Source organism: Prevotella sp. HCN-7019, assembly GCF_037890215.1.
Taxonomy (GTDB): domain Bacteria; phylum Bacteroidota; class Bacteroidia; order Bacteroidales; family Bacteroidaceae; genus Prevotella.
The window spans coordinates 155,879-178,107 of sequence record NZ_JBBKBO010000003.1 but is presented as its reverse complement, the minus strand read 5'-3'; the positions used below and the strand labels follow the sequence as shown (position 1 = coordinate 178,107).

Below are 22,229 nucleotides of genomic sequence, written 5' to 3'. Positions count from 1 at the left end.
AAAAGATTATTTCATCATACAGAATAGGTCATTCCGGTAAGTCATACGTGCTTTTCTGTAAAAACGGAAAAGCACATATTGTGTGCAGAAAATGAGCTTTCCGTTGGTGCCACACTATTTATGCGTAATGACGCTGATACTTGCTTAATATGGATGTGCCATCAGTTTCGTACAAAAAAAGACATTCTCATCGGTTTGACGAGAATGTCTATATATTTTGTTTACACCTTTATTGCATAATCATGCAGTACTGTGTATACTGTTTTCTTTGTCAGTAAGACGCCGTACACTCTATGCCGAGTTCTTCCACCCTGCGGCGTATGGCCTCCATTTCTTCCTTTCCGGCTTTCTGCAGTCCGTGTTCTGGGGTCTCACGGTCGATGGTGTATATCATTACTTCCATCGGACATATTTCTTTCACGGCTTCTAGCCATGGTTCCACATATTTGTCGCCGGTGTTGTCCACATCGTTTCCGTTGTCATCCCGACCTTTCATGAACATTGTCTGTATGATGATGTGGCCTTCAAACAGTTTCATTTCCTCTATTATCTTCCTTACGTCGTAGTTGCGACTTGTGGGACGGTCTGTCATGGCTATGTATTCGGGATCGACGGTGTCGAGTTTCAGAATGTTGTTGTCCACCTTCATCAGGGCGCGTCTCACCTGTTCTCTATGAATGAACGTCGAGTTGCTCAGCACCGAAATTCTGGCGTTTGGGAAGTAACTGTCCCTCAGTCTTACGGTGTCCTCTATTATTTCCTCAAACTGCGGGTGTCCTGTCGGTTCGCCGTTTCCTGCGAATGTCAGTACGTCGGGTGTCTCGCCTTCGGCTTTCATTTGTTTCAGTCTGCTCTCAAGAGCTTCGGATACTTCTTCTCGCGAAGGCCGGCGGAGTGTCGGTATGTGGTCGGCGTTGAATCCACATTCACAGTAGATACAGTCGAATGTGCACACCTTTCCGTCTGCCGGTTGTAGGTTGATGCCCAGCGATATGCCGAGTCTGCGGCTGTGCACTGGCCCGAATATGGGCGATGGATAAATTATTGTTGCCATAATTCCAATTTTGTTTTGGTCGGGCAAAGGTAAATAAAATATCGGTAGCATCTTTGTTAATAGTAGTTAAACCGTTGCATGAGAGCAGTTTTTTTTGTTACTTTGCAGCGAATTTTGGAGTATTATACGCTATCCTGAAATGAGAAAGAAACAGAAAAAGTCCGGCGACCGTCACGGGTTGCAGGCTGTCACTCTTTGCATAAGCACTGCACTGGTGCTTATTTTGTTGGGTCTGGTGGTGTTTTCGGTTCTTACAGCCCGTAATCTTTCGGCATACGTGAAGCAGAATATCGTCGTTACGATGATGCTTCAGGACGACATGTCGTCGAGCGAGGCGCAGATGTTCTGCTCGCGTCTCAGCAAACAGCCATATATCAACAAACTGGAATACATCAGCAAGGAGCAGGCGCTGAAGGAGGGCATCAAGGCTCTCGGCACTGATCCGCGTGAGTTCACCGACACAAATCCGTTTCTTTCGTCCATAGAGATAACCCTCAAGGCAGATTACGCCAACAACGATTCGCTTCTCCACATATCGCGCGAACTGAAGAGTTATCCCAAGGTGAGCGAGGTGAAATACCAGCGTGACCTCATAGAGAAAGTCAATGCCAATATCGCCAAGATAAGCATTGTATTGCTTGCTTTGGCAGTTCTGCTCACTGTAGTGTCGTTCTCGCTTATCAACAACACTGTGAAGCTCGGCATCTATGCACGCCGTTTCTCCATACACACCATGAAGCTTGTGGGCGCGTCGTGGGGATTCATACGCCGTCCGTTCGTGCGTCAGGCCGTTGTCATAGGACTTATAGCCTCGCTTCTGGCCTGTGCCGCCCTCGGAGGATGTTTCTATGCACTTTATTATTATGAGCCGGAGATTCTCAATCTGCTCACATGGGATGTGCTTGCCATAACGGGTGGTGCCGTGTTCCTGTCCGGTATCATTATTACGGCGTTCTGCGCTACGCTGTCGGTTAACAAGTTCTTGAAGATGAAGGCCGGCGACCTTTATAAGATTTAAGTAATACAAAATACATACATTATATTATATGGATAAAAGAAATTTTGCGTTCGACAAGACCAACTTCATAATTCTGGCTGTCGGAATGATGATAGTCATCATCGGCTTCATACTTATGAGCGGTTCAGGTTCTGATGAACACGTGTTCTCCGAGGATATCTTCAGTGTGCGCCGCATCAAGGTGGCTCCTGTCGTATGCTTTATAGGATTCGTTTCAATCATCTACGGCATCATCCGCAAACCGAAAGACAATAACGCAAAATTGCCCGAATGAACGCATTAGAGACAATCATCATCGCGATAGTAGAAGGACTTACGGAGTTTCTGCCCGTGTCGTCCACCGGTCACATGATAATAGCCCAAAGCCTGCTTGGTGTGGAGAGCACGCCTTTTGTCAAGGCTTTCACGGTCATCATACAGTTTGGAGCCATCCTCTCGGTGATATGCCTGTATTGGAAAAAGTTTTTTTATCCCACGGCAGAACGCTCCGGCGTATCCTATTGGAAGGCAATGTACGACTTCTATGCCCGTCTGGTTGTGGGTGTTCTGCCTGCTGTGGTGCTCGGACTGGCATTCAATGATTTCATAGAGTCAAATCTCGGCAACGTTACTCTCGTGGCTGTGATGCTTATAATAGGTGGTGTGTTCATGCTTTTCTGCGACCGCATATTCAACAAGGGCAGCGAGGACACTAAGCTCACTTACAAGCGTGCCTTCACTGTCGGACTCATACAGTGCATCTCCATGATACCTGGTGTGTCGCGTTCCATGGCTACCATTGTCGGCGGTATGTCGCAGCGTCTCACCCGCAAGGCAGCGGCCGAGTTTTCATTCTTCCTCGCCGTGCCTACGATGTTCGGTGCTACATGTCTGGAAACCTACAAACTGATAAGCCATGGTGACGGTTCGCTCCTTACGCAGGGCAATAATCTCGAGATGCTTCTGCTCGGTTCGGTTGTGGCATTTGTCGTTGCCATTCTCGCCATAAAGTTCTTCATCAGTTACGTGACGAAATATGGTTTTGCCGCATTCGGATGGTATCGCATCATTGTCGGCCTTATAATCATTGCCTGCGCATTGTGTGGCATAGAGTTGAAAATGGTTGATTAAACTGCCGGCATGAATTTTCAAAAAGGAGAAATAATAGGAATAAACAAGCCTTATGGCATGTCGAGTTTCGGCGCACTGGCAAGAGTGCGCTATCTCATTTCGCGCCGTCTCGGCGTGAAACGTGTCAAGACCGGTCATGCCGGAACTCTCGATCCGCTCGCTACGGGCGTGCTCATTCTGTGTACCGGCCGTGCCACCAAGCGTATAGAGGAACTTCAGGCTCACTCAAAGGAATATACAGCCACGTTGCAGCTTGGTGCCACAACGCCAAGTTACGACATGGAACATCCCGTCAACGCAACATTCCCCACATCGCATATCACTCGTGAGGCCATCGAGACGGTGCTTCCGCAGTTTGTGGGCGACATACAGCAAGTGCCGCCTTCGTACAGTGCGTGCAAGATAAACGGTAACAGAGCGTATGAACTGAAGCGCAAGGGCAGGGACGTCGAACTTACTCCAAAGAACATACATATCGACTCCATCGAACTGACTGGCTTTGATGCCGGAACCATGCAGATGCAGATACGCGTCAACTGTGGAAAAGGCACATACATACGCGCCCTTGCCCGTGACATCGGCCGGGCGCTTGGCAGTGGTGCCTATCTCACCGAACTATGCCGTACCCGTGTGGGTGAAGTGACAATAGACCGTTGTCTGAATCTCGACGATGTGGAACAGTGGCTCGAAAATCAGGAAATCGAAAATATTGAATAAGAATAATAATGAAACTATCACAGTTTAAATTCAAATTACCGGAAGAACAAATCGCACTCTATCCTCATAGCGTTGTGCGTGAGTTTACCAACTCTGAGGGAAAGACAGAAAAGTTTCGCGTGACACGAAGCGACGAGTGCAAACTGATGGTTGTCCATCGCAAGTCGCAGACCATCGACATGTTCAAGAAAGATGCCGACGGCAATCCTATTGAAGGTGAGTATCTCGACTTTCGCAATGTGCTCGACTATTTCGACGAACACGACACTTTCATTTTCAATGATACCAAGGTTTTCCCTGCACGTCTTTATGGCACGAAGGAGAAGACAGATGCAAAGATAGAGGTGTTCCTGCTACGCGAACTCAACGAAGAGATGCGTCTGTGGGATGTGCTGGTTGAACCGGCGCGCAAGATACGTATTGGCAACAAGCTGTTCTTTGATGACAGCGGTACGATGGTGGCCGAGGTTATAGACAACACAACGAGCCGCGGACGTACTCTCCGTTTCCTCTACGACTGTCCTCACGACGAATTCAAACGCGAGCTTTACTCTCTCGGCGAGGCTCCGCTGCCGCGTTACATCATCGACCGCCGCGAGAACCATCACGGAACAGAGGATGATTTCCGCGACTATCAGTGCATCTTTGCCAAGAACGAGGGCGCTGTCACCGTTCCGGCTACAGGTCTTCACTTCACACGCGAGCTCATGAAGCGTATGGAGATAAAGGGTATCAATTTTGCATACATCACACTCCATTGCGGATTGGGCAACTTCCACGACATCGAGGTTGAGGATCTTACAAAGCACAAGATGGATTCTGAGCAGATGTTTGTCGATGCAGAGGCTTGCCGTATTGTCAACAAGACCAAGGCCGAAGGCCGTCATGTGTGTGCAGTGGGTACAAGTGTGGTAAAGGCTACAGAGACAGCAGTAGGCACGGACGGACTGCTCAAGGAGTATGACGGATGGACCAACAAGTTCATTTTCCCGCCTTACGACTTCGGACTTGCCGATTCGATGATAGCCAATTTCTATCATCCGTACTCAACACTGCTCATGCAGGTTGCCGCATTCGGTGGCTACGACATCGTAATGGAGGCCTACAACCTTGCCGTGAAGCACGGATATATGTTCGGATGCTATGGCGATGCGCTTCTCATCGTGAACGATTGATCAAGTCCTTCAGTGACTTTCATACATACAAAAACGGGAGCGGACATGTCGTCGCGCTCCCGTTTGTTTTTATGAACTGATATTTTTATTATGTTGCATAAGGTTTATCTTTCTCTCGGTGCCAACATCGGCGACCGTCATGCCAGTATGTCTGCGGCATTGGAAATGCTCGAAAAGGCCGTGGGCAGGGTGGTGCGGCAGTCGTCAATGATCGAAACCGAACCATGGGGCTTCGAGTCCGAAAATATGTTTCTGAATATGTGTGTGGCTGTTGATACACAGCTTTCGCCGCAACAGCTGCTTGTAGCTACGCAGGAAATAGAGCGCAGGCTTGGCAGAAAGGCCAAATCGTCCGGCGGAGTTTATGCCGACAGACTCATTGACATTGATATTCTGCTTTACGATGACATAAGCATAAACACTCCCGAACTCACCATCCCGCATCCCCACATGCGTGAGCGCGACTTTGTGATGCGCCCTCTCATGGAGATATTGGACGATGCTACTGTTTCGGCCATGTTTGTATAGTGCGGATCTTAGGCATGTCTTTCGCGATGCTTGTGCCGTTACTCCGATATGTTTCCGTATGAGCCATGTCTCGTCCACAGGACGTTTTACCGCTCCGGGTGGCTCGGTAGAGATGCTGTGACGGTGGTTTCAATAAAACAACTGTGGATTTAATCCTGACTCAGCGTTGTTTTCGTCTGCTGAAAGAATTGCAATATGGTACACTTACAGATTTTCAGTGTCCCGTGATTTTTCGTCAGAGTTTTCTGTTCTACCCCAAAAAATAAGCGAGAATTTGCGGACTGATTCTCCGTCGGGCGCAAATACGCGAATTGTTAGAGTTTTATATAAGTTACTGAACTGCAATAACTTATGTCTAATATCCATTTTTTAATGCTGCAATAAGCACCATTTCAGCATGCGATATTGCCCGTTTCAGGGCCTGAAACGCACAATATCACACCCTTAAACGGACGGAATCACAGGCTAAAATGGGCATAACCGGAACGCAAGACAGATTATCCGGGCATCCCAAACGGGGTATACCACAAGTCAGTAAAGTCCGAACAGGGCTTTTTGATGCCGCATTTAACATATCTTTACATCTCTTTTGCGATTTTATTTTGTCAAAAAAAAGTCAAGAAAAACTGTAAGTCCGTCGCCCGGGTTTTCTTCAGAAACGCCGACATGGCGCGTGATGAAACACACGGTATGTATGCAGTTCTTTTGCTGTGAGGATTTATCTGTTCTTGAAACGTGAATTCAGATTGGGCAGATGCGCTGACGTTCTTTATGCCACGCTGCGTTGTATGGACGTTTACGGCCATTGTGTGGCAGTTCATAAATATAACCAATCACCGCTTAATTTCCATGTAGTCTGTTTCTGGATAAGTTCTTTTGTTTTCCGGTATGCCGTCACGTGTTTTTCGTAAGGTATGATAAAAGAAAACGTCCGGAAAGAAATCATTGTTTCTTCCGGACGTTTTTGTCTTTTTAAAAAGAATCTCTTGTCGTCGTCTTATTACTTGCGCAGACCGAGAGCCTTTACTATTGCACGGTAGCGGTTTACATCGCGGTCGTACAGATAGTTGAGCAGTGCACGGCGCTTGCCGACAAGCTTGGTCAACGAACGAGCTGTTGTATAATCTTTACGGTTCTTTTTAAGATGTTCCGTCAAATGGGAAATACGGTATGAGAACAATGCTATCTGGCTCTCAGCTGAACCAGTATCAGTGTTAGACTTTCCGTACTGTCCAAAGATCTCTTCTTTTTTTGCTTTGTCTAAGTACATAGAACTTTTTGTTAATGTTTATTTATTGATTTTGCGAAATGCGGATGCAAAGTTACTGTTTTTTATTCAGTAATAAGACTTAACGGTGTATATTAATCTTTTGTTTAACTTTTTTTTACATACAAAACGGGGCTTTCTGTGTGCAGTTGTACATGGTGTCACACTGCACATGACTTTTTGGCGTATTGCCGTTGTGTTATTTCCATGGTATGACAAATCGATATTTGCTTGAAAATTATGTATATACAATATGTGAAGTGTGGATTAAAATTATTAATTTTGCACTCGATTTTTTAAGGTATATTATGCAAGATATCAGGAACATTGCAATCATTGCCCATGTTGACCATGGCAAGACAACGCTTGTAGATAAGATGATGCTGGCCGGAAAATTATTCCGCGAAGGTCAGGATAACAGTGGACAGGTGCTCGACGCGAATGATTTGGAGCGTGAGCGCGGTATAACAATTCTTTCCAAGAACGTTTCGATAAACTGGAAAGGCGTCAAGATTAACATTATAGACACTCCGGGACACTCCGACTTCGGTGGCGAGGTGGAGCGCGTTCTCAATATGGCGGACGGATGCATCCTGCTTGTCGATGCTTTCGAAGGCCCGATGCCACAGACCCGTTTTGTGCTGCAGAAGGCACTGCAGATAGGTTTGAAACCCATCGTTGTGGTGAACAAGGTGGACAAACCCAACTGTCGTCCGGAGGAAGTATACGAAATGGTGTTCGACCTTATGTTTGCTTTGAATGCAACCGAAGACCAGTTGGATTTCCCTGTTGTTTACGGTTCTGCCAAAAACGGATGGATGGCAGAGGATTTCAACAAACCAACTGACAACATAGATTATCTGCTTGACAAGATTATTGAGATAATTCCTGCGCCGAAACAGATCGAAGGCACTCCGCAGATGCTTATCACTTCGCTCGATTACAGCAACTATACAGGACGTATCGCTGTGGGCCGTGTACACAGAGGAACTCTCCGCGACGGCATGAACGTGACGATATGTCATCGCGACGGAACACAGGAGCGTACAAGGATAAAGGAACTCCATACTTTTGAAGGTATGGGACACAATAAGACCGATCATGTTGACAGTGGCGACATATGCGCTGTTATCGGTCTCGAACGTTTCGAAATTGGTGATACCATCTGCGATTTTGAGAATCCGGAACCGCTGCCTCCTATCGCCATCGACGAGCCTACGATGAGCATGTTGTTCACAATCAACGACTCACCTTTCTTCGGCCGTGAGGGAAAATTCGTGACAAGCCGTCACGTGAACGACCGTCTGCAGAAAGAACTCGAGAAGAACCTCGCGCTGAGAGTTAAGCCGTTCGAGGACACAACCGATAAGTGGATTGTCAGCGGACGTGGTGTGCTCCACCTGTCTGTGCTCATCGAGACAATGCGTCGCGAGGGATACGAGCTTCAGGTGGGCCAGCCGCAGGTTATATATAAGGAAATCGACGGCGTGAAGTGCGAGCCGATAGAAGAGCTTACAATAAATGTGCCGGAGGAAACGGCAAGCAAGATGATTGATATGGTGACACGCCGCAAGGGTGAGATGACCTCGATGGAAAGCCAGGGCGACCGCGTAAACATCGAGTTCGACATTCCTTCACGTGGTATCATCGGTCTTCGTACCAATGTGCTTACGGCAAGTCAGGGTGAGGCAATCATGGCCCACCGCTTCAAAGAGTACCAGCCTTACAAGGGCGAGATAGTACGTCGTGTCAACGGTTCAATGATTGCTATGGAGACAGGAACGGCTTATGCCTACAGTATCGACAAACTGCAGGACCGCGGAAAGTTCTTCATCGATCCGGGAGAGGAAGTTTATGCCGGACAGGTTGTAGGCGAACATGTTCACGACAACGACCTTGTCATCAATGTGACAAAAGCCAAGCAGCTCACAAACGTACGTGCGAGCGGTTCTGACGAGAAAGCCCGTGTCATACCGAAAGTTCTTATGAGTCTTGAGGAATGTCTTGAGTATATCAAGGGCGACGAGCTTGTTGAAGTGACTCCTAAGAGTATGCGTATCCGCAAAACCATCCTTGACCACAACGAACGGAAGAAAGCAAACAAGGATTAAGAATGAAATAAGTAAAGCGGCAGACATGAAATCGGTGTCTGCCGCTTTTTTATATGGAGCTCATCAGTGCTGTATTTTTGGTAAGTAATATTCTTTCGAGGCGGTATTGATATCCTGACAGGTGTTGATATCTGCTTTTTCATTGTGTGTCGGCTGAGTTTATCAGGCTGTTATGGAAGATTGGTGACGGTAGATTATGTGCGGTAAAAATCAGTCGCCGGGCTTCTTTCGTTTTCTTATTTTTGCAAAATGAATATTCCACTGCCGTTTATCTTGTAAAGTGGAATCTATTTTCTACAATTTGCTTCATAAAGATTGGCGTTGTCAGAAAAATGCCTTATCTTTGTTTCATTAAATAAACAATCACAACAAACAATCATGAAAATCAGAAGTTTTTTAACCTTTCTGTTTATGTTCATGCTGTCTTTGACGGGACGTTCGCAGAACATAGACACCGGTGCCGTGTATGAGCTTCATGTCGCTGACGGGCTTGTACTCGACAATCAGGGCAGTCTTGACAATGGAGCCGGTATTTTTATCTCCAGGCGCAACGAAGGCAAGGAGAGTCAGGCATGGAAACTTGTCAAGGTGTCAGAGAATGTCTACAACATCATCAACGCCAGTTCGCTTCGTTCTCTTGACAATGGAAACGGCAACAAGATGCGTACTGCGTTGCAGTGGACAACCGATTATAACAACGCAAACCAGCTTTGGATTGCCAAGCGTCTTGCCAATGGCAAGTACACATTCACATGCAAGGCCAGTGGAATGAATCTCGGTCTGCGCGACGCTGCCCAGTTCGGCGAGCCGGTATGGCAGGTAGAGGCTGATGAGACCAAGGCTACACAACAGTGGACACTTGTGAAATCCAATGTCAAGGTTACGATGATAACTCCCAAGACATCAAGCAAGAACGACTGGGAGAATCCGCATGTGTTCGCCATCAACAAGGAACCGGGACACGCTACATACATTCCTTTCGCCGATGTAAACGAAATGCAGAACGACCCGGCCTACCGTAAGCCGTGGCTGCGCACCAATTCGAGCCGTTACATGCTGCTGAACGGACAGTGGAAATTCCGCTGGTCGAAACAGCCTGAGGACCGTCCTGTTTCTTTCTATAAGAACAATTACGACGTGTCCGCATGGGACAATATCGACGTTCCGTCCTCATGGGAAATGAAGGGATACGGTACTCCTATCTATACAAACATCACCTATCCGTTCCTTAACAATCCTCCGTTCATTCAGCCGCAGCGCGGTTACACCATCAACAACGAGCCCAACGCTGTCGGTTCATACCGCCGCGAGTTCACATTGCCGGCCGACTGGACCGACAAGCAGGTATATATCCACTTCGACGGTGTGTATAGCGCCATGTATCTTTGGGTGAACGGCAAGAAAGTCGGCTACAGCCAGGGCGCCAACAACGATGCGCAGTTCGACATAACAAAGTATGTACGCAAAGGCAAGAACAATGTTTCTGTCGAAGTTTACCGTTGGTCTGACGGCAGTTATCTGGAAGATCAGGACATGTTCCGCCTAAGCGGAATCCACCGCGACGTCTATCTCGTGGCAATGCCTAAGGTACATCTGCGCGATCTTTATCTCACCTCAGATCTTACGTCCGACTTCTCCGGAGCCACACTTAATATCCGTACCAATGTTGAGAACGATGGAAAGTCTGCCGGAAAGGCTGCATTGCGTTTTACGCTTCTCGACACCAACGGTCAGAAAGTAGGCTCTGCTACTGTTGACGCCGCAACCGTTGCTGGTGGAAAGGAAATTATTCAGAATGCCAAGATAAATCTTTCTCAGCCTAACCTTTGGAGCGCTGAGAAACCATATCTTTACACTCTCAACGTGGAATTGCTCGATGCTGCCGGAAATGTGACAGAAGCCACAGCCCAGCAGTATGGTTTCCGCAAGATAGAACTGCGCAACAACAAAGTGTATATCAACGGTATGCTTACCTATTTCAAGGGTGCCAACCGTCATGACATACATCCGAAGTACGGTAAGGCTGTTCCTGTAGAGTCGATGATCGAGGATATTCTGCTTTACAAACGCCATAATATGAATATCATCCGTACCAGCCATTATCCCAACGATCCTAAGATGTACGCACTGTTCGATTATTACGGACTGTACGTGATGGATGAGGCTGACCAGGAATGTCACGGCAATCACTCCATAACTGACAATCCGGAGTGGACCGATGCTTATGTTGACAGAGCTGTGCGCATGGTTGAGCGCGACAAGAACCATCCGTCCGTAATATTCTGGTCGCTCGGTAACGAGTCGGGTGGCGGTATCAACATCAAAGCCGAATACAAGGCAGTGAAAGCTCTCGACAATCGTCTGATACACTATGAGGGCCAGAACGAAGTGGCCGATATGGATTCGCGCATGTATCCTTCGGTGGAAAGTATGAAGCAGACCGACCGCAACGGTGCTGACAAACCGTTCTTCCTCTGTGAGTATGCCCACGCCATGGGTAACGCTGTAGGTAATCTTCCCGAGTACTGGGACTACATAGAGAATCACTCCGAGCGCATGATCGGTGGCTGTATCTGGGACTTTGTCGATCAGGCCATCAACAAAGTGGGCGAGCCGGAAGCCCATCTCTACTTCGGCGGAAGCTTCGGCGACGTTCCTAACGACAACGACTTCTGCTGCAACGGACTCACTACGGCCGACCGCCGCGTCACTCCAAAACTGCTCGAAGTGAAGAAAGTATATCAGTACATAAAGCTTTTCTATACACCTGAAACCGGAAAGCTGACCCTCGAAAACCGCTATACATCATACAATCTCGACGAGTTCGACCTGTACTACACCATATATAAGAATGGTGTGAGCGTCAAGACCGGCAGCCAGCCGTTGCCTTCGGCCGCTCCTTGGCAGAAAGCCGAGATAGAGATTCCTGTTGCAGAGTTCACCGCCGATGCCTCCTCTGAGTATTTCCTCAATGTGGAGATACGTCTGAGAAAGCCGGAGTTGTGGGCCGACGCCGGCCATGTGATTGCTTCGGAGCAGTTCGCACTGAGCAATGCCGACAATAAACTGAAAGCTGTTGTGGACAACAAGGACGCACGCGATCTGAAGGTCAACGAAGAGCAGAACGGCTTTGTACGTATCGTTAACAACCGTGTGGCTGTATCGTTCGATAAGAGCAACGGCCAGATGACATCTCTGCGCTATGGCGGACGCGAGATGCTCCACATGATGCAGGGCCCGCAGTTCAGCTGGTATCGCTCAATCAACAACGACCCACGTAACTGGCAGAACACCGAAGTCAAGTTGAAGAACTTCCAGTGCACATTGTCTGCCGACAAGCGCACGGTGGAAGTTACAACTACTCTTGAGGCACATGTGGGCAATACTGTAGTTCCTCACGCTGTTGTATATACTGTTCATGCCGGTGGAGCAGTGGATGTGAAGGCTGACTTCCATGCTTCGAAGGATTTCAACCTGCCACGTCTGGCATTACAGACCATGTTCAGCCCGTCGCTCGAGAATGTAGAGTGGTACGGCCGTGGTCCTATAGAGAACTACCGCGACCGCAACGATGCTGCTTTTGTGGGACTGTATAAGTCTACCGTAAGCGACATGCGTGAGTATTACGTTCGTGCACAGTCAATGGGCGGACGCACCGATACACGCTGGCTCAAACTCACCGACGATAGTGGTAAGGGTGTCAGAATAACAGCCGACGGAACATTCGACTTCTCTGCTCTCCACTATACCGACCGCGACTTGTGGCGCATCAAGTACGGCCACGACATCGACCTTGTGCGTCGTGCCGAGGTAGTGCTCAATCTCGACTGCATACAGCGAGGCATCGGTAACGCGAGCTGCGGACCTCAGCCGTTGCCTGAGTATGAGATAAAGAATGACTGCGACTATTCTTACGATTTCCGTATAGAACCTGCCGGAGGCATACAATAAAAACGAGACACTTACGTTTAGATAAAAAGAGTGGGGAGGTGACATGTTCATTGGCACTCCCCACTTTTCTTATTAACACCGCAGCGTCAGCCTGTTGTTATGCTGTGGAATGGCGGACATGAGTCTGTTGAAGGCCTATGGCGGAAAATAACGAAAACAACAATAATGATATGAAAAAGAGAATTATTTTATTTGTGGCGTTCGTGGCATCGGCATTCGCTGCTTTTGCGCAGAATGAGGTTGGACGTTTCTCCATCATTCCGCGTCTCGGTGTGAGCATTGCCAACATGAGCAACAACAGTATTTACGTGACTCCCGGGGAAGATGGCAACTCGGATGAGCTGAAATCGCGCAACAAGGCAGGACTTCTCGCCGGTTTTGATGTTGACTATCAGGCCACCTCTCAGGTGTCCGTGTCGCTCGGATTGCAGTATTCGCTCCAGGGTTGCAGCTATCCTGACCACCAGACTGCCGGCTCAGGGGAGAATTCGTTCACCGGTACTCGTGATTGGGTCACCGATCTCCACTACCTCAACGTGCCGCTTATGTTCAACTGTTATGTTGCAAAAGGCTTTGCGCTTAAGGCAGGTGTGCAGGTAGGATTCCTGCTCGACGGCAAGATAAAATATGAGGAGACACCGTTCACGGTCAATGAGGATGGCTCAAAGGAATATGGCGACACGGAGGCATATAATATTGATTTTGCCGGCAATACTGTCGATTTATCCATTCCTGTCGGTGCTTCCTACGAATATATGAACGTGATACTCGATGCCCGCTACAACTTCGGGCTGACCAATATCTACAAGATAGATGGCCTGAAGTCGAAGAACAGGTTCTTCACCATCACTGTAGGCTATCGTTTCAATTTATAATATTATACGACAAAAGGAGATGCACAGGCATCTCCTTTTGTCGTAATCCGTATATGGATTTTTACTTATCGTGGCATTGACATTTCCGTGTCAGAGCCGTATGCTTGCTTTTTTTATCCACGTTCCGGATAGTTCATGTTCTCGTCCTTGATGTTCTCTAGAACTTCCTCCAGATATTTCCGAGCCTCCCATCGTGCCATTGGCAGGTCGTGAAGCAGCCAGTTGCCGCAGTCCTGCGGTGCTGCTCCGGGCACGTCGCCCTCAAATTCGGCCACGAAGCGGAACGTACGCTTCATCAGCTCCACGATGTCGGCAGGCTTCAGATCTCCCCTCATCAGCAGATAGTTGCCCGTGAGACATCCCATAGGTCCCCAGTACACGATGCGGTCTTTCCATTCGGCGTCGTTGCGCAGATAGGTAGCGGCCAGGTGTTCTATGGTGTGCAGTGCGCCAGGATGCAATGCCGGTTCGCGGTTAGGTTCTTTCATTCTGATGTCAAACGTGGTCACTGTGTCGCCACCCACTTCGTCTTTTCTCGAAACATATATGCCGCGCAGCAGGCGGTTGTGGTCAATTGTGAAACTTGGTATCTTTTCCATATTCTTGTTTTTCTGTTTTCAGATTGATTCCATGAATGCTTTTGTCACGCCGAACGAGTCTTCGGCCATTTTCTCCCAGAAGTCGTAGTACTGCTGGGCCTTGTCGTCCTTGAGCGGAATGTCGCTTATTATGCGGAAACTGATGAATCTTACGCCGCGCCGATGGCAAACCTGCGCTATCGCAGCCGACTCCATATCTACGGCCATTGCCTCAGGGAAATGCTCCAGAATGGAGCTCATCTTCTCGCGCGAGTCAACAAACCAGTCGCCCGTCACTATGAGTCCCGGTGTTATTTTCGTACCGCAGTCTATGGCGCATGCCTTGGCCAGCAGATCGCTGTCGGCGTCGAAGCGTGCCGGCATGCCCATTATCTGTCCGTAGGCCTGCTCGCTGCCGCAGTAGGCGTCGTGATAACACGTCTGCGACGACACCACCACCTCCATACGTTCGAGCTGTGTCGATGCACCGCCTGCCACACCTGTGGATATCACGGCGTCGGGTTCGAACAGGCTTATAAGCTCAGCCGCGCCCATGGCGGCATTCACCTTGCCTATGCCACACTGCATCATCACCACCGTGTTGGCGCCGCTTGTGCCCGTGACGAACGTGAATCCGTGCTTCTCGGTCTGGCTGACGTCGTGCAGGAGCGACTTTATGCGGATGAACTCCTTGTCCATCGCTATTACAATTCCTATTTTCATTGTTGATGACTTAATCTGTTTACGTCTGCAAATTTACCATAAACTTTTTGTCCGCGGAAGCGAGCCGCCCTTTTTTATCATTTATTTGTGTGGTGCAGCTTAATGGCACAGTTCTCCGTCTTGCCTTTGTATAGGCTGTACCGGTGGACAGATGGTTAGTTGATATATTGCGCGTATAAATCCCCGAATGTTAAAATTTATCCCTCTGAGAGTGCGATTTTTCCGACAAAAGTCACATCTGCGGACGAAAATCCGGAAAATGAAGCGTTTACACAATCGTTTGAAAATCAGAAGGTTATCCTTTCGCTGCTTTCTGACGGTCACTGTTCGGTGCTGCGTTATAGGCTTTATCGGGGTGTGATACAGGCTTTATCAGGTGCTGATATAGCCCGTATCAGAGTGTGGAATGGTGCATATCGCAGTGTGATAAGCACCATATTGCGACGCCATTAGTTTTGAACGATTTTTCAGTATTGTGGTAAAGGCTTTTTCATATCGTTTTTCTCGTGTCCGGATTTCTGTAGTGTCAGTCTGTGACGACATTTTTGCGAGTCGGATTTTAACTTAAAAGTGTTAAATACTTATGTTGCCTTCACACTTTTTCCACATGCTTCCTTGAACCTCGTATGTGCATGATTCTACTGCCATTGCGCAGCACGTGTCTATAGTATGGAAGCGTGCTGTCGGCCGTGTGTGGCCTTCATGTTGCCTTCTTTGTCCGCAGCTGTGGCTTGTCCGTGCTGACGGAACGGCTTGCAAAAAAGCTGATTTAAGGACATTTATGCCGTCGTTGTGAGCGATATTTCGGAATTTTTCAGTAAGTTTGCAACTGATAAGCGGCACCTGCCGAAGCGCCCCGCACGGGCTTTTCAGCAGGCCGGCGTCAGCGCACGGACACTCTGTCCACTTTTTACGCACGCCGGGTCATACCGCCGCCACGCTTTTGTAAATATAAACAAAAACATAGTTGATCAATGAAAACATTGAAAATGTGCCTGCCCGACTTGTTGGCAGTGTTGATGTTTGCGCTTATTTCGTTTGCCTATTTCTTCCCGGCAGACATCGAGGGGCGCATTCTTTATCGTCATGACTCTTCGGCCGGACGCGGTTCGGGAGTCGAACTAACCGAATACTACCAGCGTACGGGTGAACCCACCCGTTGGACCAACTCGCTCTTCAGCGGTATGCCGACCTATCAGATGGCTCCGTCGTACAAGAGTGCCGACGTGCTCAACGGTGTCGGCAAGTTCTATCACCTGTGGATGCCGGAGAATGTGTGGTATGTCTTTGCCTATCTTCTTGGATTCTACATCCTGCTGAGGGCGTTCAATTTCCGGCAGTCGCTTGCGGCGCTTGGCTCCATCATCTGGGCTTTCAGCAGTTACTTCTTCATCATCATAGCCGCCGGCCATATATGGAAAGTCATAGCCCTTGCCTACCTGCCGCCGATGATAGCGGGCGTTGTGCTGGCCTATCGTGGAAAATATCTGTGGGGATTCATTCTGACTGCGCTGTTCTCGGCTCTTGAGATACAGGCCAATCACATACAGATGACATACTACTACATGTTCATCATCCTCTTCTTGTTCATCGCATGGCTTGTAGATGCCATACGCAAGAAGAGTTACGTGCCTTTCCTCAAGGCCACTGGCGTGTGTCTGGCAGGCGCTGCAATAGGTCTGTGTGTGAATCTTTCCAACCTGTATCACACCTGGGAGTACACCCAGGAATCTATGCGCGGCAAGAGCGAACTTGTGAAGAAAGACGCCGCCAACCAGACCGGAAGCGGTCTCGACCGCGACTACATCACGCAGTGGAGCTACGGCATAGACGAGACATGGACTCTGCTTGTGCCGAATGTCAAGGGAGGCGCGTCCGTGCCACTGTCGATGAACGAGACGGCAATGGAGAAAGCCGACCCACAGTTCATGCAGATATATCAGCAGCTCGGCCAGTATTGGGGTGAACAACCCGGCACGAGCGGTCCTGTATATGTGGGCGCCTTTGTGCTGATGCTATTCATTATGGGACTCTTCATCGTAAAGGGCGGCATCAAGTGGGCGTTGCTCGCTGCAACCATATTGTCCATATTGCTGTCGTGGGGACACAACTTCATGTGGTTCACCAATCTGTTCCTCGACTATGTGCCCATGTACTCAAAGTTCAGAACGGTGGCTTCAATACTTGTAATAGCCGAGTTCACCATACCGCTGCTGGCCATGCTGGCACTCAAGAAGATTGTTGACGAACCGGAGATTCTCACACGCAAGATAAAGTTTGTGTACGTCAGCTTTGCTCTCACGGCCGGTGTGTGTCTGCTCTTCGCGCTGATGCCGGGTGTGTTCTTCTCCGACTTCATTTCTTCTGCTGAGATGGAGGCTATGAAGGGAATACCTGCCGAATATCTCAATCCGCTGCTCACCAACCTCCGATCAATGCGCGAGGCTGTTTTCACAGCTGACTGCTGGCGCTCGTTCTGGATAGTAGTCTTCGGCACGTTCATGCTCCTTCTGTTCAAGGCCAAGAAACTTCGTGCCGGTTATATGGTGGCTGCCATCACGGTGCTTTGTCTCATCGACATGTGGCAGGTGAACAAGCGCTATCTCAACGACGGCATGTTCGTGGAGCGCAGTGTAAGGGAAACACCGCAGCAGATGACTGAGACCGACAAGCTGATTCTTCAGGACAAATCGCTCGATTATCGTGTGCTGAACCTTGCAAGCAACACGTTCAACGAGAACGAGACTTCATATTATCACAAGAGCATCGGTGGATATCATGCTGCCAAACTGGGACGCTACAACGACATGATAGGTCATTACATCTCACCGGAGATGGCAAAACTGCAGAAGGCTGTGGTAGAAGCCGGAGGCGACATGACCAAAGTGCCGGGCGACTCCATCTATCCGGTGCTCAATATGCTCAATGCCAAATACTTCATTCTGCCTCTCCAGGACGGTCAGACCGTGCCTATTCTCAATCCATATGCCTGCGGCAACGCTTGGTTTGTGGACAATGTGAAGTATGTGAAGAATGCAAACGAGGAGATAGACGCCGTAGGACAGGTTAATCTCCGCCGCACTGCCGTTGTGGACGAACGCTTCCGAGAGCAGGTCGGACAGGCTGTCCCGCAGACCGGCAACTCGCTCGTGACACTGAAGAAATACGAACCCAACGAACTCACATATGACGTGCAGTCGGACAAGGGTGGCGTGATCGTGTTCTCGGAGATTTATTATCCGGGATGGACGGCTACCGTGGATGGTGCCGAGGCTGAGCTTGGACGCGCCAACTACATACTGCGCGCTCTCAACGTGAAGCCGGGACGCCACACTGTTGTGCTGACGTTCAAGCCTAAGTCTGTCGACAACACCGAGACTGTGGCCTATGTGGCTTATGCTCTGCTCTTCCTGGCAGTGGCATTAGGAGTGTTCTTCGAGTGGCGTAAAAGAAAAAGCAACGCATAAGACCGGCGCGGCATGGAGTTCAGGACAATAGTCAGTGTGGAGCGCCCGCAGTTCAGCATACGTCCCTGTGAGAGGATGCTTTTCGTGGGGTCGTGCTTTGCCGACAGCATGGGACGGCGCTTTGTGGAGGACAAGTTCCGTGCCGTTGTCAATCCTTTCGGAGTGATGTACAATCCGGCGAGCGTTCTCCACACCGTGGAACGCTATGAAGGCGAGCCGCCGGCGGTGGCCGTTTTCACGCTCGGAACAAATCATGTTTATATCTTGAAGGAGACGGGAGAGATTGTGGATAACTGTCGCAAGCGTCCACAGCGTCTTTTCCGTGAGGAACAGTTGACGGTGGACGAATGTTGCGACTATCTGTCACGTGCGGTCGATATTCTGCTTTCGCGCAATGCCGGTGTGCATGTCGTCGTGACAGTGAGTCCGATACGCTATGCCAAATATGGATTCCACGGCAGTGCATTGTCAAAGGCTGTGCTGCTGCTTGCCGCCGAGAAGCTGGTCGGACGGTATCCGGGTGTGGTGGAATATTTTCCTGCCTATGAGATAGTGAACGACGAACTGCGCGACTACCGTTTCTACGCCGAAGACATGCTTCATCCTTCACAGCAGGCCGTAAGCTATATATGGGAACGCTTTTCAGCTGCTTATTTCAGCGACGACACCCGGAAGTTTCTGGAAGAGTGGCGTCCGATAAAGGAGGCTTTGGGGCATAGGCCGTTCAATCCTGACTCTCAGGAGTACAAGGATTTCCTTGCCGCCACTATGCATAAGGCCGGATTGCTTGCCGAAAAATATCCTGATATGGAATGGGACGGCGCGAATTGTGGCACGTGATGCTCTTGTGCGCAAAGTCAAGATAATAATGAAAGACTCCTTTCTGCTGAAGATTATGCCGGAAGGAGTCTTTTATTTTTGTATATGCTTGTGCCGTATGTGAAAAAAAAGTATTAAGTTTGCACCATCAAAAACACAAGAAAATGACTTACAGTATCGAAAGAGTTACCACGCTTATCGGTGCTCACCGTTATGGCAACACCGACTCAGACATAGCCTTCCTGCTCACAGACAGCCGATCGCTGTGTTTTCCTGAAGAAACATTGTTCTTTGCACTGAAATCGGAACGCAATGACGGTTTTCGCTACATACCCGATCTTTACCGTCGCGGTGTGCGCAATTTTGTGGTGTCGGTGGTTCCCGACGATTTTGCTACGGCTTATCCTGACGCTAACTTCCTGAAGGTGGAGAGCCCGCTCATTGCGTTGCAGCGTCTGGCTGAACGCCATCGCGAGGAATACAATATACCCGTTGTGGGCATAACCGGCAGCAATGGCAAGACAATGGTGAAGGAGTGGCTTTATCAGCTTCTGTCACCTGACATGATGGTTGTGCGCTCTCCGCGCAGCTACAACTCGCAGATTGGTGTACCTCTCTCGGTGTGGCTGATGACCGAACAGACGCAGGTTGGACTCTTTGAGGCAGGAATAAGCAAGCCGGGAGAGATGCTTGCACTGCGTAATATCATACAGCCTACGATAAGCATCATAACCAATCTGGGCACCGCCCATCAGGAGAACTTCGAATCGCCGGAGGCTAAATGCCGCGAGAAGATGATGCTTTTCCATGACGCTGAAACCGTGATATACTGTTCGGATGAGGCTGTGGTTAACGACACTATTGGTACTTTGGACTATAAGGGCGAGCGTCTGGCATGGTCGGAGAAGGATCATGAAGCGCCGTTCTTCATAAAGTCGGTGGAGAAGAAGGATACATTCACAACAGTACATTATATATATAAGGGCACGGAGGGTGCCTACACGCTGCCTTTCATAGATGAGGCTTCTGTGCGCAATTCTGTCTCATGCGCAGCTGTGGCACTGCATCTTGGCCTGAAGCCGGAGGTGCTCGATGAGCGTATGGGCCGTCTTGAGCCGGTGGCAATGCGTCTGGAGGTGAAGAAGGGACAGCGCGGATGTACTCTGATAAACGATTCTTACAACTCCGACGTAAACTCGTTGGACATAGCTCTCGACTTCATGAACCGCCGTCCTGACCATAAGGGCCGCAAGCGCACACTCATCCTGAGTGATATTTATCAGAGTGGCAAACCACTCGACGAGTTATACACCGAGGTTTCTACAATGGCATGCAAGCGCGGTGTGGAGAAACTTATCGGCATAGGACCGCAGATTGCGTCGCAGGCTGACGTGATAGAAGTGCCGGAAAAGCATTTCTTCCCAGACTGTATATCGTTTATCCGCAGTGGTGCTTTCGACGATCTGCACGATGAGGTGATACTTATCAAGGGTGCACGACGCTTTGGTTTCGACAATCTTACGGAACTTCTGGTGGAGAAGGTACACGAAACGATTCTTGAGGTGAACCTTAACGCTGTTGTGAACAATCTGAACTACTATCGTTCTTTCCTGAGTCCGGAGACAAAGATGGTGTGTATGATAAAGGCCGACGCCTACGGAGCCGGTTCGGTTGAGATTGCCAAGACTTTGCAGGAGCATCGTGTTGATTATCTTGCCGTGGCTGTTGCTGACGAGGGTGTCACGTTGCGCAAGAACGGAATCACGCAGAACATCATGATAATGAATCCGGAGATGACGGCATTCAAGACAATGTTTGACTACGATCTCGAACCGGAGGTTTACAGTTTCAGACTTCTTGACGCACTTGTAGCAGCTGCACGCAAGGAAGGAATAACCAATTTCCCTGTCCATATAAAGCTGGACACAGGTATGCATCGTCTCGGATTCGATCCGGAGAAGGACATCGATGAACTTATCGACAGACTTCATCGTCAGAACGCGATAATACCGCGGTCAGTGTTCTCACACTTTGTCGGAAGCGATTCAGACAATTTCAATGAGTTCTCCAAACATCAGTTCGAACTGTTCGATAAGGGAAGTCGCAGACTGCAAGCCGCTTTCCCGCACAAGATATTGCGTCACATAGACAACTCTGCAGGCATTGAGCATTTCCCGGAACGCCAACTTGACATGTGTCGTCTGGGATTGGGACTTTATGGAATCAATCCTATCGACAACTCGGTAATAAACAATGTAAGTACACTCCGCACCACAATATTACAGATGCGCCATGTTCCGGCTGGTGAAACTGTGGGATACAGCCGCAAGGGAAAAATAGATCATGACAGCGTGATTGCTGCCATTCCTATAGGATATGCCGATGGTCTGAACCGCCATTTGGGCAACCGCCATTGCTATTGCCTGGTGAACGGCAAGAAAGCCGAGTATGTCGGCAACATCTGTATGGACGTTGCGATGATTGATGTCACCGGAATAGACTGTAAGGAAGGTGACAGAGTGGAGATATTCGGCGATAATCTGCCTGTCACTGTACTGTCTGACGCACTCGATACAATACCGTATGAGGTACTGACAGGCATAAGCAGCCGAGTGAAGAAAGTGTATTTCCAGGATTGATATGTTTTCCGGTGTATCTTTGGATGTTGGTACCCTTGTCATTGTATGTGCGTGATTTTGTATCCGTACTGGTGCTGACAGAACATTGCAAAGCCGGAATGATGATATGAAAAAAAGAGACACATCAGCATAAATTCGCGATGTGTCTCTTTTGTTTTTTTATATATCCATAAGTGGTAGGCGGCGTACTGTGGAAT

Annotated in this window: 16 protein-coding genes; 12 read left to right on the top strand and 4 right to left on the bottom strand. The window is 48.9% G+C overall.

Annotated elements, in window-relative coordinates:
• Window positions 1–271: 271 nt before the first annotated feature.
• On the bottom strand, window positions 272–1,054 hold the full coding sequence (locus WKT13_RS05775) for a radical SAM protein (RefSeq protein WP_340323214.1): 783 nt from the start codon (window positions 1,052–1,054) through the stop codon (window positions 272–274).
• A 139-nt stretch (window positions 1,055–1,193) separates the two neighbouring features.
• Here WKT13_RS05775 and WKT13_RS05770 point away from each other — a divergent pair, with 139 nt between their 5' ends.
• The 6 genes from WKT13_RS05770 (at window position 1,194) to folK (ending at window position 5,602) form a co-directional block, all read left to right on the top strand.
• Entirely contained in the window at window positions 1,194–2,072 is an 879-nt protein-coding gene (locus tag WKT13_RS05770; protein WP_298619718.1) for a cell division protein FtsX, read from the top strand.
• Window positions 2,073–2,100: 28 nt separating this feature from the next.
• Window positions 2,101–2,346 carry a DUF3098 domain-containing protein gene (locus tag WKT13_RS05765; RefSeq protein WP_298619721.1) on the top strand — a complete coding sequence of 82 codons (246 nt, stop codon included), beginning with the start codon at window positions 2,101–2,103 and terminating at the stop codon, window positions 2,344–2,346.
• A complete protein-coding gene (locus WKT13_RS05760; RefSeq protein ID WP_340323213.1) occupies window positions 2,343–3,182 on the top strand; it encodes an undecaprenyl-diphosphate phosphatase in 840 nt (279 codons plus the stop codon). The genes WKT13_RS05765 and WKT13_RS05760 overlap by 4 nt, the downstream gene beginning before the upstream one ends.
• 9 nt (window positions 3,183–3,191) lie before the next feature.
• Window positions 3,192–3,899: a tRNA pseudouridine(55) synthase TruB gene (gene truB / locus WKT13_RS05755; RefSeq protein ID WP_298619725.1), complete on the top strand. Its 708-nt coding sequence runs from the start codon at window positions 3,192–3,194 to the stop codon at window positions 3,897–3,899.
• Window positions 3,900–3,907: 8 nt separating this feature from the next.
• A complete protein-coding gene (gene queA / locus WKT13_RS05750; RefSeq protein WP_298619726.1) occupies window positions 3,908–5,074 on the top strand; it encodes a tRNA preQ1(34) S-adenosylmethionine ribosyltransferase-isomerase QueA in 1,167 nt (388 codons plus the stop codon).
• Window positions 5,075–5,167: 93 nt separating this feature from the next.
• Window positions 5,168–5,602, top strand: coding sequence for a 2-amino-4-hydroxy-6-hydroxymethyldihydropteridine diphosphokinase (folK, locus tag WKT13_RS05745; RefSeq protein WP_340323366.1), 435 nt, complete (start codon window positions 5,168–5,170; stop codon window positions 5,600–5,602).
• A gap of 1,000 nt (window positions 5,603–6,602) precedes the next feature.
• Here folK and rpsO read toward each other — a convergent pair.
• Entirely contained in the window at window positions 6,603–6,872 is a 270-nt protein-coding gene (gene rpsO, locus WKT13_RS05740; RefSeq protein WP_298619727.1) for a 30S ribosomal protein S15, read from the bottom strand.
• 305 nt (window positions 6,873–7,177) lie between these two features.
• Here rpsO and typA point away from each other — a divergent pair, with 305 nt between their 5' ends.
• The 3 genes from typA (at window position 7,178) to WKT13_RS05725 (ending at window position 13,806) form a co-directional block, all read left to right on the top strand.
• On the top strand, window positions 7,178–8,980 hold the full coding sequence (gene typA / locus WKT13_RS05735; protein ID WP_340323212.1) for a translational GTPase TypA: 1,803 nt from the start codon (window positions 7,178–7,180) through the stop codon (window positions 8,978–8,980).
• Between the two features lie 378 nt (window positions 8,981–9,358).
• Window positions 9,359–12,931, top strand: coding sequence for a glycoside hydrolase family 2 TIM barrel-domain containing protein (locus WKT13_RS05730; protein WP_445323582.1), 3,573 nt, complete (start codon window positions 9,359–9,361; stop codon window positions 12,929–12,931).
• Window positions 12,932–13,101: 170 nt separating this feature from the next.
• Window positions 13,102–13,806: a porin family protein gene (locus WKT13_RS05725; protein WP_340323211.1), complete on the top strand. Its 705-nt coding sequence runs from the start codon at window positions 13,102–13,104 to the stop codon at window positions 13,804–13,806.
• A gap of 113 nt (window positions 13,807–13,919) precedes the next feature.
• Here the strand turns inward: WKT13_RS05725 and WKT13_RS05720 are convergent, their stop codons facing one another.
• Together WKT13_RS05720 and WKT13_RS05715 are read right to left on the bottom strand one after the other, a co-directional pair.
• Window positions 13,920–14,405, bottom strand: coding sequence for an S-ribosylhomocysteine lyase (locus tag WKT13_RS05720; protein ID WP_340323210.1), 486 nt, complete (start codon window positions 14,403–14,405; stop codon window positions 13,920–13,922).
• A gap of 18 nt (window positions 14,406–14,423) precedes the next feature.
• Complete coding sequence (locus WKT13_RS05715) at window positions 14,424–15,107, bottom strand: 5'-methylthioadenosine/adenosylhomocysteine nucleosidase (RefSeq protein ID WP_340323209.1); 684 nt, start codon at window positions 15,105–15,107, stop codon at window positions 14,424–14,426.
• A gap of 974 nt (window positions 15,108–16,081) precedes the next feature.
• On the opposite strand from WKT13_RS05715, the gene WKT13_RS05710 reads away from it, so the two are divergent.
• The 3 genes from WKT13_RS05710 (at window position 16,082) to WKT13_RS05700 (ending at window position 22,032) form a co-directional block, all read left to right on the top strand.
• Entirely contained in the window at window positions 16,082–18,574 is a 2,493-nt protein-coding gene (locus WKT13_RS05710) for a YfhO family protein (protein ID WP_340323208.1), read from the top strand.
• 12 nt (window positions 18,575–18,586) lie between these two features.
• The gene (locus WKT13_RS05705; RefSeq protein ID WP_340323207.1) at window positions 18,587–19,414 is read left to right on the top strand and encodes a GSCFA domain-containing protein; all 828 of its coding nucleotides are present in this window, start codon (window positions 18,587–18,589) and stop codon (window positions 19,412–19,414) included.
• A 143-nt stretch (window positions 19,415–19,557) separates the two neighbouring features.
• Window positions 19,558–22,032: a bifunctional UDP-N-acetylmuramoyl-tripeptide:D-alanyl-D-alanine ligase/alanine racemase gene (locus WKT13_RS05700; protein ID WP_340323206.1), complete on the top strand. Its 2,475-nt coding sequence runs from the start codon at window positions 19,558–19,560 to the stop codon at window positions 22,030–22,032.
• The last annotated feature ends 197 nt before the right edge of the window (window positions 22,033–22,229 follow it).

What these genes read in the sequence shown, in the direction of transcription:
- WKT13_RS05775 (WP_340323214.1), bottom strand. Translation starts at nt 1,054, where the DNA reads ATGGCAACAATAATTTATCCATCGCCCATATTCGGGCCAGTGCACAGC.
- WKT13_RS05730 (WP_445323582.1), top strand. Translation starts at nt 9,359, where the DNA reads ATGAAAATCAGAAGTTTTTTAACCTTTCTGTTTATGTTCATGCTGTCT.
- WKT13_RS05705 (WP_340323207.1), top strand. Translation starts at nt 18,587, where the DNA reads ATGGAGTTCAGGACAATAGTCAGTGTGGAGCGCCCGCAGTTCAGCATA.
- rpsO (WP_298619727.1), bottom strand. Translation starts at nt 6,872, where the DNA reads ATGTACTTAGACAAAGCAAAAAAAGAAGAGATCTTTGGACAGTACGGA.
- WKT13_RS05765 (WP_298619721.1), top strand. Translation starts at nt 2,101, where the DNA reads ATGGATAAAAGAAATTTTGCGTTCGACAAGACCAACTTCATAATTCTG.
- WKT13_RS05720 (WP_340323210.1), bottom strand. Translation starts at nt 14,405, where the DNA reads ATGGAAAAGATACCAAGTTTCACAATTGACCACAACCGCCTGCTGCGC.
- WKT13_RS05725 (WP_340323211.1), top strand. Translation starts at nt 13,102, where the DNA reads ATGAAAAAGAGAATTATTTTATTTGTGGCGTTCGTGGCATCGGCATTC.
- truB (WP_298619725.1), top strand. Translation starts at nt 3,192, where the DNA reads ATGAATTTTCAAAAAGGAGAAATAATAGGAATAAACAAGCCTTATGGC.
- WKT13_RS05710 (WP_340323208.1), top strand. Translation starts at nt 16,082, where the DNA reads ATGAAAACATTGAAAATGTGCCTGCCCGACTTGTTGGCAGTGTTGATG.
- WKT13_RS05770 (WP_298619718.1), top strand. Translation starts at nt 1,194, where the DNA reads ATGAGAAAGAAACAGAAAAAGTCCGGCGACCGTCACGGGTTGCAGGCT.
- WKT13_RS05715 (WP_340323209.1), bottom strand. Translation starts at nt 15,107, where the DNA reads ATGAAAATAGGAATTGTAATAGCGATGGACAAGGAGTTCATCCGCATA.
- WKT13_RS05700 (WP_340323206.1), top strand. Translation starts at nt 19,558, where the DNA reads ATGACTTACAGTATCGAAAGAGTTACCACGCTTATCGGTGCTCACCGT.
- queA (WP_298619726.1), top strand. Translation starts at nt 3,908, where the DNA reads ATGAAACTATCACAGTTTAAATTCAAATTACCGGAAGAACAAATCGCA.
- typA (WP_340323212.1), top strand. Translation starts at nt 7,178, where the DNA reads ATGCAAGATATCAGGAACATTGCAATCATTGCCCATGTTGACCATGGC.
- WKT13_RS05760 (WP_340323213.1), top strand. Translation starts at nt 2,343, where the DNA reads ATGAACGCATTAGAGACAATCATCATCGCGATAGTAGAAGGACTTACG.